The sequence below is a fragment of the Rubrobacter sp. M3-4 genome (genome assembly GCF_059772285.1).
Genome location: NZ_JCBAJP010000013.1, coordinates 1 through 14,040 on the forward strand (window position 1 = coordinate 1; position 14,040 = coordinate 14,040).

Annotated in this window: 14 protein-coding genes and 1 tRNA gene; all 15 read left to right on the forward strand. The window is 67.3% G+C overall.

Features of this window, described 5'->3' with window-relative positions; translation table 11 throughout:
- Positions 1-210: 210 nt before the first annotated feature.
- The 15 genes from AC6EKW_RS12905 to AC6EKW_RS12975 all read left to right on the forward strand — a co-directional run bounded on the left by AC6EKW_RS12905 (position 211) and on the right by AC6EKW_RS12975 (position 14,029).
- A complete protein-coding gene (locus tag AC6EKW_RS12905) occupies positions 211-987 on the forward strand; it encodes an inositol monophosphatase family protein (RefSeq protein ID WP_498514599.1) in 777 nt (258 codons plus the stop codon).
- Between the two features lie 156 nt (positions 988-1,143).
- The gene (locus AC6EKW_RS12910; RefSeq protein WP_498514600.1) at positions 1,144-2,691 is read left to right on the forward strand and encodes an MFS transporter; all 1,548 of its coding nucleotides are present in this window, start codon (positions 1,144-1,146) and stop codon (positions 2,689-2,691) included.
- A gap of 282 nt (positions 2,692-2,973) precedes the next feature.
- The gene (gene pobA, locus AC6EKW_RS12915; RefSeq protein ID WP_498514627.1) at positions 2,974-4,206 is read left to right on the forward strand and encodes a 4-hydroxybenzoate 3-monooxygenase; all 1,233 of its coding nucleotides are present in this window, start codon (positions 2,974-2,976) and stop codon (positions 4,204-4,206) included.
- Positions 4,207-4,239: 33 nt separating this feature from the next.
- Complete coding sequence (locus tag AC6EKW_RS12920) at positions 4,240-5,496, forward strand: MFS transporter (RefSeq protein ID WP_498514601.1); 1,257 nt, start codon at positions 4,240-4,242, stop codon at positions 5,494-5,496.
- Positions 5,493-5,774 (forward strand): hypothetical protein, encoded by a 282-nt coding sequence (locus AC6EKW_RS12925; RefSeq protein WP_498514602.1) that lies wholly within the window; start codon positions 5,493-5,495, stop codon positions 5,772-5,774. Before AC6EKW_RS12920 ends, AC6EKW_RS12925 begins: the two co-directional genes overlap by 4 nt.
- A 146-nt stretch (positions 5,775-5,920) precedes the next feature.
- Positions 5,921-6,793 (forward strand): CoA transferase subunit A, encoded by an 873-nt coding sequence (locus tag AC6EKW_RS12930; RefSeq protein WP_498514603.1) that lies wholly within the window; start codon positions 5,921-5,923, stop codon positions 6,791-6,793.
- Positions 6,790-7,596, forward strand: coding sequence for a CoA-transferase subunit beta (locus tag AC6EKW_RS12935; RefSeq protein WP_498514604.1), 807 nt, complete (start codon positions 6,790-6,792; stop codon positions 7,594-7,596). Before AC6EKW_RS12930 ends, AC6EKW_RS12935 begins: the two co-directional genes overlap by 4 nt.
- 20 nt (positions 7,597-7,616) lie before the next feature.
- A complete protein-coding gene (locus tag AC6EKW_RS12940; protein ID WP_498514605.1) occupies positions 7,617-8,852 on the forward strand; it encodes a thiolase family protein in 1,236 nt (411 codons plus the stop codon).
- A gap of 52 nt (positions 8,853-8,904) precedes the next feature.
- Complete coding sequence (gene pcaH / locus AC6EKW_RS12945; protein WP_420541868.1) at positions 8,905-9,606, forward strand: protocatechuate 3,4-dioxygenase subunit beta; 702 nt, start codon at positions 8,905-8,907, stop codon at positions 9,604-9,606.
- Positions 9,603-10,196 (forward strand): protocatechuate 3,4-dioxygenase subunit alpha, encoded by a 594-nt coding sequence (gene pcaG / locus AC6EKW_RS12950; protein WP_498514606.1) that lies wholly within the window; start codon positions 9,603-9,605, stop codon positions 10,194-10,196. The genes pcaH and pcaG overlap by 4 nt, the downstream gene beginning before the upstream one ends.
- Positions 10,193-11,551: a 3-carboxy-cis,cis-muconate cycloisomerase gene (gene pcaB / locus AC6EKW_RS12955; protein WP_273888937.1), complete on the forward strand. Its 1,359-nt coding sequence runs from the start codon at positions 10,193-10,195 to the stop codon at positions 11,549-11,551. The genes pcaG and pcaB overlap by 4 nt, the downstream gene beginning before the upstream one ends.
- A gap of 2 nt (positions 11,552-11,553) precedes the next feature.
- The gene (gene pcaD, locus AC6EKW_RS12960; protein WP_273888949.1) at positions 11,554-12,312 is read left to right on the forward strand and encodes a 3-oxoadipate enol-lactonase; all 759 of its coding nucleotides are present in this window, start codon (positions 11,554-11,556) and stop codon (positions 12,310-12,312) included.
- Positions 12,309-12,710: a 4-carboxymuconolactone decarboxylase gene (pcaC, locus tag AC6EKW_RS12965; RefSeq protein WP_273842076.1), complete on the forward strand. Its 402-nt coding sequence runs from the start codon at positions 12,309-12,311 to the stop codon at positions 12,708-12,710. Before pcaD ends, pcaC begins: the two co-directional genes overlap by 4 nt.
- A 10-nt stretch (positions 12,711-12,720) precedes the next feature.
- Positions 12,721-12,810 (forward strand) — tRNA-Ser (locus tag AC6EKW_RS12970).
- Positions 12,811-12,853: 43 nt separating this feature from the next.
- A complete protein-coding gene (locus AC6EKW_RS12975) occupies positions 12,854-14,029 on the forward strand; it encodes a glycosyltransferase family 87 protein (RefSeq protein ID WP_273888936.1) in 1,176 nt (391 codons plus the stop codon).
- Positions 14,030-14,040 lie beyond the last annotated feature (11 nt).

A 14,040-nucleotide genomic window follows, 5' to 3' on the forward strand; every position in this document is an offset into this window, starting at 1 on the left:
GGGCCACCGTGCAGCCCGCTCCCCTGGTCGAGTACGCCCGCACCGCCTACCGCAGATAAGAAAAACGAAATCAGAGCGGCAGCGGACGTATCTTCGCGGAGGCTCCGGCATCCCGACGTGCGCAGCCTGCCGTCTGCCTGGTTGCCTCTCTTCCCTGACGCTCCTACCATTCTGGTGGCAGATCGTCCGGCGGAACGGAAGGAGAACCGGTTGGCTGACGAGCTCGAGGCGTCAATCGAGACGGCGAGGGCGGCGGGAGAGGTGCTGCGCGCCGGCTTCGGTAGGGGAGGGAAAGTCCGGTACAAGGGTGAGGTGGATCTGGTCACGGAGACCGACGAGGAGTCGGAGCGTCTGATCAAGGAGGCCCTTCTCGGCGCTTTCCCTGCCTACGGCATGCTGGCCGAGGAGAGCGGCCAGACGGCCGGGGAGGATGAGGCGCGCTGGATCGTCGATCCTCTCGACGGGACGATAAACTTCGCCCACGCCCTGCCCATCTTCGCCGTCTCCATCGCTCTGCAGAGGGAAGACGACCTCGTCCTCGGCGTCGTCTACGATCCGATGAGGGACGAGCTGTTCACCGCCCGGCGTGGCGAAGGAGCCTTCCTCAACGGCGAACCCATCACGCCCACGAAGACCGGCGAGCTCATCCACGCCCTCCTGGCCACCGGTTTTCCCTACGACAGGAGCGAGCTGCCGGAGGCTCTGGAGCTCTTCGGGCGCTTCGCCTCGCGCACGCGCAGCATCAGGAGGCTGGGCTCCGCCGCCATAGACCTCTGCTACGTGGCCTGCGGCCGGCTCGACGGCTACTACGAGCGCGGCGTCTGGCCGTGGGACGTGGCGGCCGGGGCCCTGATCCTGGAAGAGGCCGGCGGGCGGGTGACGGATTACCGCGGTGACCCACCGGACATGGAGGACCGGGAGATACTCGCGAGCAACGGACCACTGCACCAGGGGATGCTCGAGGTCATAGGCAACACCTCCGGATAACCCCGGCCGGCCCCCGGGCCAAAGCTGAAGCGGCCTCTCCTCCGGCGTCCCGTCTCTGGCATACCCGAAAGATATATCTGTAACATCGAACCGGTATTGGACCTTGGGTGCGTCGGTACCGCAGAATACGAACGTCGGGTGATGTGGGAGGCTCCGGTGCATGCTCGGCATCCCGCGGAGGTGATGTGCATACGCCGGGTGAGGAAGGAGGATCTCGTGGAGACCAGAGGACGAACCGCACCCTACCCCGGGTACCGGGGGCTCTGGGTCTGGCTCATGCTCGGGTGGGTGGCGAGTGGGCTCGACCGCACGATCACCGGCCCGGTCGTGAGCTACATGATCGACAACAAGGTTCCGCTCTTCCAGGGGGTGCAAAATCCCTACGCGCTCGGCGGGCTGGTCGGAAGCCTGCTCTTCGCCGGGTACGCCCTGATGCAGTTTCCCGGCGGGTATATCGGCGACAGGTTCGGGCACCGTACGGTGGTCGTCATAAGCATCGTGTGGACCGGCGTGGCGACCGTTCTGAGCGGGCTTGCGACCGCGATACTCGGGCTCGTCGCCCTGCGTGCGATCACCGGGCTCGGTACGGGGATGTTCTACTCCAACGACCGCAGCATCATAACCACCCAGACCCCGTTCGAGAAACGCAGCCTCGGCATGGGCGTGGTGATAACAGGGCTCTCCATAGGCATAACCCTTGCATTCCTCACCGTCTCTCCGCTGCTCGGCTTCGGGTCTTCGGTGTTCGGGACGGGCGGGGCGTGGAGGATGCCGTTCATCGTGCTCGGCGTGATCGCGCTCCTCATCGGGCTCGGGATGCACCGCTTCTTCAGCGGGCAGGGAGAACCTCACCGCTTCTCCCCGGCATACCCCTCTGCTTTCGGGGCTCTGATCGGTTACGCCGTAGCCTTCTTCGTCATCATAATAGCCACCTACTTCTTCGCCATCCGCGCCGGGCTGCCGGACTGGGGGGTGGCCGTGATCATAACGGTCGTGGCCCTGGCCCTCGTGGCTCTGGTCTTCGTCCGGCTGGGCGGGCGGATAGGCCCCGTGCTCTACGACCGCTCGCTGTTCCTGATCTACCTCGCCTTCATACCTATCCTGTGGAACCTCTGGTTCTTCAGCTTCTGGTCGGTATCGATCGTCTCGCAGGCGGCCTCCGGCTCCACTTTCCTGCAGGCCGCGCTGACCGCGCTCTTCTTCGGTCTCGCCGGGATAATCGGCTACCCGGCCGGAGGCTGGCTCGCCGACTACACCAAGCGGCGGGGGTGGGGGCGCAAGGGGATGCTCGTCGCCTTCACCTTCATCCAGGGGGTGCTCACCCTCGCCTTCTCCGTCTACGTGGCGAAGGGCGGCGGCGCACTCGCTGCGCTCGGCGCCCTGATCTTCTTCGCCAGCCTCTTCTTCAACGCCCTCCAGCCGATGGCCCAGGCGCTCGCCGCCGACCTGACGAACCCGGCCTACCTCGGCGCGATGTTCGGGATGATGAACCTGATCGGCGAGATGGGCGCCATACTCTCCCCGTCCATCAGCGGCGCACTCCGCGACGCCACGGGCAACTGGCACGCCGCCCTCTTCCTGGACACCGCGCTCATCTTCTGCGGGTTCATCCTGCTGCTGTTCGTTCGCGAGACCCGCAGGACCCGCAGGGACGACGCTGCAGAAGAGGCCGCCGAGGTCCCGGAATACGACCCCCGGACCTGAGTTCGTTGGTATATCCGAAAAGTATATGCTGCCCATCCAATGGGTATTTGCGCTATGGCCTGACCGGAGGGATACTGATGCCGAAAGGGGCAGAGTAGATCCGCGCGCCCTGTCGGGCTACGGAAGGAGGAGAGAATGTCTCCCAGAATCTGGCTCTCGGTAAGGTTGGTTCGCCCACGGTTTTGAAGTTGTGCGATGGGTGCTGCGGTCGAGGCTGGGTGTGGACCTGCGGATGCCGGGGGCACGCGGATACGGTGAGAAAGAGAGAAAGGTGGGAGAAAGATACGCACTCAGGTAGGCATAGTAGGTGGAGGACCGGCGGGGCTTCTGCTCTCGCACCTCCTGCACCTGCAGGGGATCGAATCGGTGGTTCTCGAGCGCCGCAGCCGCAGGACGCTCGAGACCGAGATCCGGGCCGGCGTGCTCGAGCAGGGGACGGCGGACCTTCTGGAGAGGACCGGCCTCGGAGAACGCATGCGCCGTGAGGGTTCCGTCCACCGCGGGATAAACCTCCAGTTCGGAGGCCGCAGGGAGAGGGTGGACTTCGAGGATCTCGTCGGGAGATCCATCACCATCTACGGCCAGCACGAGGTGGTAAAAGACCTGATAAAAGCCCGGCTCGAGGCGGGTGGGGAGGTTTACTTCGAGGCCCCTGCCGTCTCGATCTCTGACCTCGAGAGCGAGAATCCGAAGGTCCGCTTCGAGAAGGATGGGGAGCAGGAAGAGCTCGTCTGCGACTTCGTGGTCGGGGCGGACGGCTTCCACGGGGTGAGCCGACGTTCGGTTCCGGAGGGGGCTCTGCGCGAATACGAGAGGTTCTATCCCTTCGGGTGGTTCGGGATACTCGTCGAGGCTCCGCCCTCGACGGAGGAGCTCATCTACACCAACCACGAGCGCGGCTTCGCGCTCATAAGCACCCGCTCGCCGCGGATACAGCGGATGTACTTCCAGTGCGACCCTCACGAGGACCCGGATGCGTGGAGCGAGGAGAGGATCTGGGAGGAGATGCAGGCGCGGGTCGCGCTCGACGGCTGGCGGCTGGTGGAGGGCCCGATCATCGAGAAGGGAGTCGTGGCGATGCGCAGCTACGTCGCCGAGCCGATGCGCCACGGCAGGCTCTTTCTCGCCGGAGACGCCGCGCACATCGTACCGCCCACCGGGGCCAAGGGGATGAACCTGGCCGCCTCCGACGTACGCGTGCTCGCGCGGGCCTTGGGCGAGTACTACGCCCGCGGCAGCGAGGAGCTCATCGAGCGCTACTCGGAGGTCTGCCTGCGGCGGGTATGGAAGGCGAGCCGCTTCTCGTGGTGGATGACCTCGATGCTGCACCGCTTCCCCGGGGACGATCCCTTCCAGATCAGACTGCAGCTCGCCGAGCTCGACTACGTCACGGGCTCCCGGGCCGCCTCCGAGAGCCTCGCCGAGAACTACACCGGGTTGCCCTTCGACCCGGAGTTCGAGGAGGTGCTCGGTGGGGAGGAGTACCTTTCGGAGCCGCATGGAAGCGGCAGGTAGTCCCATTCGCCTTCAGGAAAGGAGAGGAGAACGGTGACGGAGGAGCACCGTCAGAGAAGAACGTTCTTCCGCTACGAGAACGCGGTAGTTTTGATGATGTTCTTCGTCTTCGGTTTCGTTTTTATGGAGCGTCTGAGCGTGGTCTACCTTTTCCCGTTCATCGCTCCGGATCTCAAGCTCAACAACGCCGAGATAGGCCTCATCGTCTCAGTCCTCTCGATCTGCTGGGCCATCTCGGGGTTCGTTTTTGGGTCTTTCTCGGATCTCATCGGCTCGAGGAAGAAGGTGCTTTTGCCGATCACGCTGGCGTTTTCGCTGTTCTCGTTCCTCTCGGGTCTCGCCAGGAGCTTCATCATGCTGATCGTGGTGAGAGGGCTCATGGGCGTCTCCGAGGGGCCGGTGCTGCCGATAGCGCAGGCCAGCGTGATGGCGGATTCTTCCGAGGAGAGGCGCGGTTTCAATTTGGGCTTCGTGCAGAGCTCCACGGGGCTCATCGGCGCCACCCTCACGCCGATAATCGTCACGGCCATCGCCGTGCACTACTCCTGGCACTACGCGTTCTACCTGGTCGGGGTGCCGGGGCTGGTTATGTTCTTCGTCCTCTTGAAGTACATGCGCGAGCCCGCGAGGACGGCCGGAGTGGAGGAGCACGGCCGCATCCGAAGGAGCGACTTCGGGATGGTCTTCAGAAACCGCAACGTGTGGTTCTGCGTTCTCATCTCGGCGTTCTTCATGACCTGGCTTTTCGCCTTCACCAGCTTCGCGCCGACGTTTCTCACCGAAGGGGCGCACTACTCCCCGACGGACATGGGGCTCATCATGGGGGCCGTGGGCTTCGGGACTTTCGTCTGGGGTTTCGTGGGACCTGCTATCTCCGACCGGGTGGGCCGGAAGCCCACGCTCATAGCCTTCGCCTTCATAACCACGCTCTCGCCCATATGCCTGGCGCTGATACACGCCTCGGTGGAGAAGATGATGGTGATAGGCTTCCTGACGGCCCTCGGGCAGGGGGCGTTCCCCATCTTCATGGCGATAATCCCCGGTGAGTCGCTGCCCGCGGCCTACGTGGCGACGGCGGTGGGGCTCACCCAGCTGATAGGCGAGCTCGTGGGCGGGACGGTGGCGCCGACGGTGGCCGGTGTGGCGGCGGACCACTTCGGGATAGCCGCTCCTTTGTGGATAGCTGCGGGTGGTTCTTTCGTGTGTGCGCTTCTGGCCTTTGGGATAAAGGAGACCGCGCCGGTGCGGGTCGGGCGCCGGGAGGTCTCCGCCGGGAAGGTTGTGCATTGAGCCGTGGCGTGAAGAGCTCTATCGGGAGCGGGGGGCTAGACTGGACCGTGCGTCCGGGAAGCTCCGCCTTGCTCGTGATCGGGAAGTGCCTGCCGAACATCTGCTGGCTCTTAGAGGCTGCGCGCGGCTCGGGTATCCCGGTCGTCTTCGCGAGCGACGCCAACGGCGGGCTGGACGAGCCCTCGCACGCCGCGACGCTCGAGAGCATCTCGCGCGTGTTCGGCCGGGTGGCCTCGACCCGGGAGATACTGCAGGAGATCGAAGCAGCGGTGGGCTGATAATGGGAGGCTGCCGGCATACGCGTCCCCGCTCGTCGGTGTTTGTACTCTCCTGTGGGCATGACAGAATAGGCTCGAGAGGTTGGATTCCGATTCCCGGAGGTGGAGATTTGACCGGTGCAGAAGTCTGCGGGGAAGGGATGTAGATGGCTGGTGCATCGGAGAAGATCATGGACCTCAAAGAAGCGGTCTCGTCCCTGATCTCGGACGGGGACTCGGTCGCGCTGGAGGGGTTCACGCACCTGATCCCCTTCGCCGCCGCCCACGAGATCATCCGCCAGGGGAAGATAGACCTCACCCTGATCAGGATGACCCCGGACCTCGTTTACGACCAGATGATCGGGATGGGATGTGCGAGGAAGCTCGTCTTCAGCTGGGGCGGCAACCCCGGGGTGGGCTCGCTGCACCGCTTCCGGGACGCGGTGGAGAACGGCTGGCCCCGCCCCCTGGAGATAGAGGAGCACTCCCACGCGGGGATGGCGAACCGCTACGTGGCCGGCGCCTCCCGCCTTCCCTTCGCCGTTCTGCGGGGCTACAAGGGTACGGACCTCTCCCGGGTCACCGAGACGATAGCCCCCATAAAGTGTCCGTTCACCGGGGAAGAGCTCGTGGCGGTGCCGGCCATAAACCCGGACGTCGCGGTGATCCACGCCCAGCAGTCGGATAGAAAGGGCAACGTGGCCCTCTGGGGGATAGTCGGCATCCAGAAGGAGGCCGCGCTCTCGGCGGAGAGTGTGATCGTCACGGTGGAGGAGGTCGTCGATGAGATAGAGCCGCATCACTTCCAGACGGTGATCCCGCACGTTGCCGTAGACGCGGTGTGCGTGGTCCCGAGGGGGGCCTACCCATCCTACGCCCACGGCTACTACGACCGCGACAACACCTTCTACGAGGCGTGGGACGGGATAAGCCGTGACAGGGAGACCTTCATGGAGTGGATGGAACGCCACGTGATGGGGGTCGAAGACTACGCCTCCCACCTGAAGAGCATAGAAAAGGAGGGGATCGTCTCCCGATGAGAAGCCATCAGGAAGAAAAGTCCTCCCGGATGGACTACGCGGCGGACGAGATGATGTCCATCGCCGCCGCGAGGGAGCTCAGAGATGGGGTGCTGTGCTTCGTCGGGATAGGGCTGCCCTCCGAGGCCGCGAACCTGGCCAGGAAGACCCACGCCCCCAACTGCATGCTCATCTACGAGTCCGGGACCATAGGGGCAAAACCCGAGGTGTTGCCGCTCAGCATAGGAGACGGGGAACTCGCCGAGCACGCGGACTCGGTGGTCACGGTGCCGGAGATCTTCAACTACTGGCTGCAGGGCGGTCGCATAGACGTGGGGTTCCTGGGCGCGGCCCAGATAGACCGCTACGCCAACATAAACACCACCGTCATAGGCGACTACCAGAAGCCCAAAGTGAGGCTGCCCGGGGCCGGGGGCGCACCCGAGATAGCCGCCTCGGCGAAAGAGGTGATCATAATCCTGAGGCACAAGAGGCGCGCCTTCGTCGAGAACCTGGACTTCCTCACCTCCGTCGGGCACTACAAGGGCGGGAAGTCCAGAGAAGGGCTCGGCTACACCGGGGCGGGCCCCACCATGGTCATAACCGACCTCGGCATCCTGAGGCCCCGGGAGGAGAGCAGAGAGCTCGAGCTCGTCGCCGTCCACCCCGGGGTGGAGGTCGATCAGGTGAGAGAGCAGACCGGCTGGGATCTCGCCGTCTCCGACGACCTGAAGACCACCTCTCCCCCCACCGAAGAGGAGCTTGGGGTCCTGCGCGAGCTCAGGAGGAAGACCGAGGCGGCGAGGAAAGAAGGAGCGGGATGAGAGAGAGGAGCCTGTAGCGGATGGCATACGGAGGAGCAAACGAAGCCTGGATCGTCGGGGCGGTGAGGACGCCCGTCGGCAGGCACGGCGGGGCCCTCTCCCCGGTACGCCCCGACGACCTCGGGGCCATAGCCCTCTCCGAGCTCATGCGGCGCACCGGCGTCCCACCCTCCGAGGTCGAGGACGTCTACTTCGGGTGCGCCAACCAGGCCGGGGAGGACAACCGCAACGTCGCGAGGATGAGCCTGATCCTGGCGGGCTTTCCCCTGGAGGTGGCGGGGGCCACGGTGAACAGACTGTGCGGCTCCGGGCTCGAGGCCGTGGCGCAGGCCGCCCGCGCCGTCATGCTCGGCGAGGCCGACGTCTACGTCGGCGGCGGGGTCGAGTCGATGAGCCGCGCGCCGTGGGTGATGCCGAAGCCCGAGAGGGCGTACCCCACCGGGCACACCACGCTGTACGACACGACTCTGGGCTGGCGGCTCACCAACCCGAAGATGGAGGAGTGGGGCCACACCGACTCTCTGGGGATGACCGCCGAGAACCTCGTCGAGGACCTCGCCGGGAAGTACGAGATCTCGCGCGAGAGGCAGGACCGCTTCGCCCTCGGCAGCCACAGGAAGGCCATCGCCGCCCAGGACGAAAAGCGGCTGCGCGAGGAGATAGTCCCCGTCACGGTGAAGACCAGAAAAGAGGAGCGTCTCGTCGAGGCCGACGAGGGCCCGAGGCGCGACACCTCCCTGGAGAAGCTCGCCAGACTGAAGCCCGTCTTCAAGCCGGGAGGGACGGTCACCGCCGGGAACTCCTCGCCCCTCAACGACGGGGCGGCGGCGGTGCTCGTCGTCTCGAAGGAGTACGCGAAGGCCCACGGCCTCGAGCCCCTGGCGAGGATAAGGAGCATAGGCGTCGCCGGGGTGCCGCCGCGGGTGATGGGCATAGGGCCCGTTCCCGCGACGCGGAAGGCGCTCGAGCGGGCGGGCATAACGCTGGCCGACATCGACCTCGTCGAGCTGAACGAAGCGTTCGCGGCGCAGGTCCTCGCCGTGCTCTACGAGTGGGGGATGGACCCCGAGGACGAGAGGCTCAACCCCAACGGCGGCGCGATCGCGCTCGGACACCCTTTGGGATGCTCCGGGGCGCGCCTCCTCACCACGCTCGTGCACGAGATGCGGCGCAGGGAGGACGCGACGCTGGGGCTCGCGACGATGTGCATCGGGGTGGGCCAGGGTATCGCCATGGTCCTCGAGAAGGTGGACTAGAGAGGAGGCCGGAAGGAAGGTGCAACACAAACCAGCGGAGAACCGGAGCAAGATCCTCGTCCCGCAGGAGGACGAGATCGAGCAGCCGCCATACCTCTACCCCGACTACGTCGGGACGCGGCTCCGGGCGCCGAAGGAGCCCCTGATCATCCTGCCCAAGACCCTCTCGGACGTCACCGGTCCGGTCTACGGGCACCACAGGCCGGGCGAGCTCGACAACGACCTCACCCGCCAGCACGAGGGCGAGCCGCAGGGGCAGAAGATCATCGTACACGGCCGGGTCCTCGACGGCGACGGGCGCCCGGTCAGGAACACCCTCGTCGAGATCTGGCAGGCCAACGCCGCCGGGCGCTACCGGCACAAAGTCGACCAGCACCCGGCTCCGATAGACCCGAACTTCAGCGGGGCGGGAAGGACCCTGACCGACGATGACGGCTACTACCGCTTCGTCACCATAAAGCCCGGGGCCTACCCCTGGCAGAACCACTACAACGCCTGGCGCCCGGCGCACATCCACTTCTCGCTGTTCGGGCGGGCGTTCAGGAGCCGGCTCGTGACCCAGATGTACTTCCCCGGGGATCCGCTCTTCTACCAGGACCCGATCTTCAACTCCGTGCGCGACGAGAAGGCGCGGGAGCGCATGATCTCGACCTTCGACCTCGACGCGACCATCCCGGAGGAGGCGCTCGGCTTCCGCTTCGACATCGTGCTCGAGGGCCGCTACGCCACCCCGTTCGAGAGGCCGCACGCATGACGGAGGAGAAGGTGCAAGAGCTGCGTCTCACCCCCTCGCAGACGGTCGGCCCCTACCTGAGCCTGGGGCTTCTGCGCGAGGACTGGTCGGAGCTCGTCTCCCCGGATCATCCGCAGGCCATAAGGATCGAGGGCACCCTCTACGACGGCGCGGGCGACCCCGTGACGGACGGGCTCGTCGAGATCTGGCAGGCCGCACCCTCCGGCCGCTACGACCACCCGGCCGATGACCGGGAGGATCTTCCTCTGGAGGAGGGCTTCCACGGCTTCGGCAGGAGTGGTACCGTGGACGGGGGGCGCTTCTCCTTCGTCACCCTCAAGCCCGGACCCGTGCCCGGTCCCGAAGGGACGACCCAGGCGCCGCACATCATGGTCGCCGTCTTCGCCCGGGGGCTCCTGAAGCAGCTCATAACCCGCATCTACTTCGAGGACGAGGCGGAGGCGAACGCCGGAGACCCCGTGCTCCGCTCGATAGCGGACGAGAGGTTGCGAGAGACCCTCATCGCCCGCAAAGAGGGCGAGAACCGCTACCGCTTCGACATCCGCCTGCAGGGCGAGGGGCAGACGGCCTTCTTCAAGCTCTCCGAATGAGCGGGGAGCTCTTCGGGCCCATCTTCGTCCCCGAGCGCTTCCGCGAGGCCGTCTCCGACCGGGCGTGGCTGCAGGCGATGCTCGACGCGGAGGCGGCCCTCGCCCGCGCCGAGGCGGAGGCCGGGCTCATCGGCGAACGGGACGCCGGGGCCATAGCCGCCTGCTGCCGGGCCGAGCTCTACGACCCGCGGGTGATCGGGGAGAGGGCCGCTGCCGCCGGGAACCCCGTGCCGGCTCTGGTGAAGGAGCTCACCGCGAGGGTCTCCGGGGTCTCGGAGGAGGCCGCCCGCCACGTCCACCGGGGTGCGACGAGCCAGGACATCACCGACACGGCGGCGATGCTCCTCCTCCGGCACACCCTCGACATGCTCCTGCCCGAGGTGGACGCCGTCTGCGCAGCGTGCGCCCGGCTCGCCGGGGAGCACCGGGAGACCCTCATGCCCGCGAGGACGCTCCTGCAGCAGGCCCTCCCTACGACCTTCGGGCTCAAGGCCGCCGGCTGGCTCGCCGGGGTGCTCGAGGCGCGCCGGGCTCTGCTGGAGGTGCGCCGCACCGGGCTCGCGGCTCAGCTCGGGGGTGCGGCCGGGACGCTCGCCTCGCTCGGGGAGGCGGGGGTCGTGGTGCTCGAGAACTTCGCCCGGCTGCTCGACCTTGCGGAGCCCGCGCTCCCCTGGCACGCCGAGCGCTCGCGCATCGCCCGCGCCGGCGGGGCGCTCTCCCTGCTCGCGGGCGCGCTGGAGAAGATCTCCCGAGATATCATCCTCATGGCGCAGACCGAGGTGGGGGAGGTCGCCGAGCCCGCCGGAGAGGGGCGCGGGGGCTCCTCTACGCTCCCGCACAAGCGCAACCCCATCCTCTGCGTGACCGCCGCGGCGAGCTGCCGCCGGGTGCGGGTCTTCTGTAGTACCCTGCAGGAGGCGATGGCGACCGAGCACGAGCGGCCGGCCTTCGGTTCCTGGCACGCCGAGTGGGAGGCGCTCGGCGGGGCGCTCGCCCACGCCGGCGGGGCCGTGTGCGCGGTGCGCGAGGTGGTGGAGGGGCTCGAGGTCCATCCGGAGAGGATGCGGCAGAACCTGGGCGCGACCGAGGGTCTCATCCTCGCCGAACGGGTCGTCACGGCGGCCGCGGGGCGCATCGGGCGGCTCGCGGCGCACGAGGCCGTCGAGCGGGCGGCGCGCCGGACCGCCTCTGGGGGCGGGGCCTTCCGGGAGGAGCTTCTCGCCGAGGAGGCCATCGCCGGGACGCTCTCCGGGGAGGAGCTCGATCGGGCTCTCGACCCGGCGGGGTATCTCGGGTCTGCGGGGGCTTTCGTGGACCGGGCTCTGGAGCTATACCGCAAGGAGGTGCAGGGTTGAGCGTGGAGGTGCATTACGAGCTGGAGGGTCCCGAGGACGCGCCGGTACTGGTGCTGTCCAATTCCCTGGGCACGACGCTCGAGATGTGGGACGATCAGGCGGAGGTGCTGCGGGAGCGCTTCCGCCTCGTGCGCTACGACTACCGGGGGCACGACGGCTCCCCGGTCCCGCCGGGACCGTACACGATCGACGATCTGGGCGGGGACGTGCTCGCACTTCTGGACCGGCTCGGGATCGACCGGTTCTCCTTCTGCGGGCTCTCGATCGGGGGTATGGTCGGGATGTGGGTAGCGAGCGAGGTCCCCGGGCGCGTCGAGCGGCTCGTGCTCTGCTGCACCTCGGCGCTCCTCGGGCCGAAGGAGAGCTGGACCGAGCGGGCCAAGACGGCCCGCGAGCACGGGGTCGCCGTGATGGAGGAGATGGTGCTCGAGCGCTGGTTCACCCCCCGCTTCCGCCGGGAGCACCCGGAGAAGGTCGAGAGGGTCGGTCGGATGCTGCGCGAGACCCCGGCCGAGGGGTACGCGGGCTGCTGCGAGGCGATCCGGGAGATGGACCTGCGCGGCCGCCTCGGCTGGATAAAGGCTCCGACGCTCGTCATCGCCGCGGCCGACGACCCCTCGACCCCGCCGGAGCACGGCGAGGCCATCCGGGACGCCATCCCCGACGCGCGGATGATCGTGGTGGAGGATTCCGCGCACCTGGTGAACATCGAGCATCCCGAGGAGGTCACCCGGGCCATAATGGAGCACCTCACCTCGTGAGCGGAAGGGACTACGAGGAGGGGCTCAGGGTACGCCGGGAGGTGCTCGGGGACGAACACGTCGACCGGGCGCTCGCGAGCGCGGACGACCTCACCGCGGACTTCCAGGAGTTCATCACCCGCTACGCGTGGGGCGGGATCTGGACCCGCCCCGGCCTCGACCGCAAGACCCGCCGGTGCATGACCATCACCGCGCTCGTCGCGCTCGGGCACCTCGAGGAGCTGAAGATGCACATCCGGGCCGCGCTCGAGGACGGGATGAGCCTCGCGGAGATAAAGGAGGTCCTGCTGCAGAGCGCCGTCTACTGCGGGGTGCCCGCCGCCAACGCCGCCTTCGCCGCGGCGCGTGAGGTGGTCTCCGGGATGAGGGGTCCTGACGGGAGCGGACACGTAGGTTAAACTCTCCCGCGGAGAGGTGGCAGAGCGGACTAATGCGGCGGTCTCGAAAACCGTAGCGTCGGTTATCCCGGCGCCGGGGGTTCGAATCCCCCCCTCTCCGCTTCGCTGAACGCCGCTTCTCTGGTGGCGTATGATTGCCCCGTATGATCCGGGGCCAGAGGAAACCCGCAATCCTCCTCGATGCGCTGGTGCTCGCCGCCGCTGTGGCGGCGTTCGTGCTCGGCTCGTGGGTCAACGTGCACTCCGGGGGGATGACGCTCTCCCGGATCGCCACGACCTCCATGAAGGTCCACGTGGACTTCCAGACCTTCTGGCTCTCGGCTGAGGCGGTGTGGGGTGGGGGCGACATCTACCACACGGGCGCCACCCTCCCGAACCTGAACCCACCGTTCTGGACCCTGGTGTTCTCCCCGCTCGGCCTGCTCGAGCCGCTCGATGCCTACCGCATCTTCGTCCTGCTGACGCTGCTTCTCTTCGTCTGCTACACGGCCTGGACGGCCCACGAGCTGCGCCTGGGCGGGGGATGGGCCTCCTTCGCCGCGGGGGCGCTCTTCCTCTCCTCGCCGCTGCTCGCCACGCTCGCGCTGGGACAGATATACGCGGTCGTCACCCTCGCGCTCGTCGCTTCCTGGGTCGCCGACAGGCGCGGGCGCCGGGTCCTCTCCGGCGTCGCCCTCGGCCTTGCGGTGGCGGTGAAGCCCTCGCTCGCGCCGGCGTTGTTGTGGTACGTGATGCGCGGCCGGTGGGTCTCCTTCGGGTCGGCGGTGGCGGCCGGAGCGCTGGCGACGCTGGGTGCGGCCCTCGCCCTCGGGCCGTGGAGCACCATGGAGTGGCTGCGGGTGGCGTTCGGGAACTCGGTCGACCCTTACTGGGACAACGCCTCGCTCCCGGGGACCGCGGCGAGGCTCTTCACCAGGAATCCCTACTCCCGCGCGCTCGCCGAAGCGCCGGTGATGATCTACGTGGCGTACGCCGTCGCGATCCTGCTGCTCCTGTACACCTGCTACCGGGTGTGGAAGGGCTCGGAGGCGGGTTTGTGGGCCATGGTCGCAGCCTCGCTGCTCCTCTCCCCGATCTCCTGGAACAACTACCTGATGCTCCTCACCCCGGGCATCCTGGTGCTCCTCGCCCGCCGGCGCTACGCTCCGGCGCTGCTTCTGCTGGCGTTGCAGTACATCCCGCCCGAGTGGCCGCTGCTCTGGGCCGGGAAGGGCACGGTCGCGGCCGCGCTCGCGATGGGCCTCTACCTCTACAGCCTCCTCATCCACTGGGCGGCGTTCACCTTCTCCCCGCGGGCTGCGGTGGAGAAGGGAGCCTGAGCCGTCCGGGC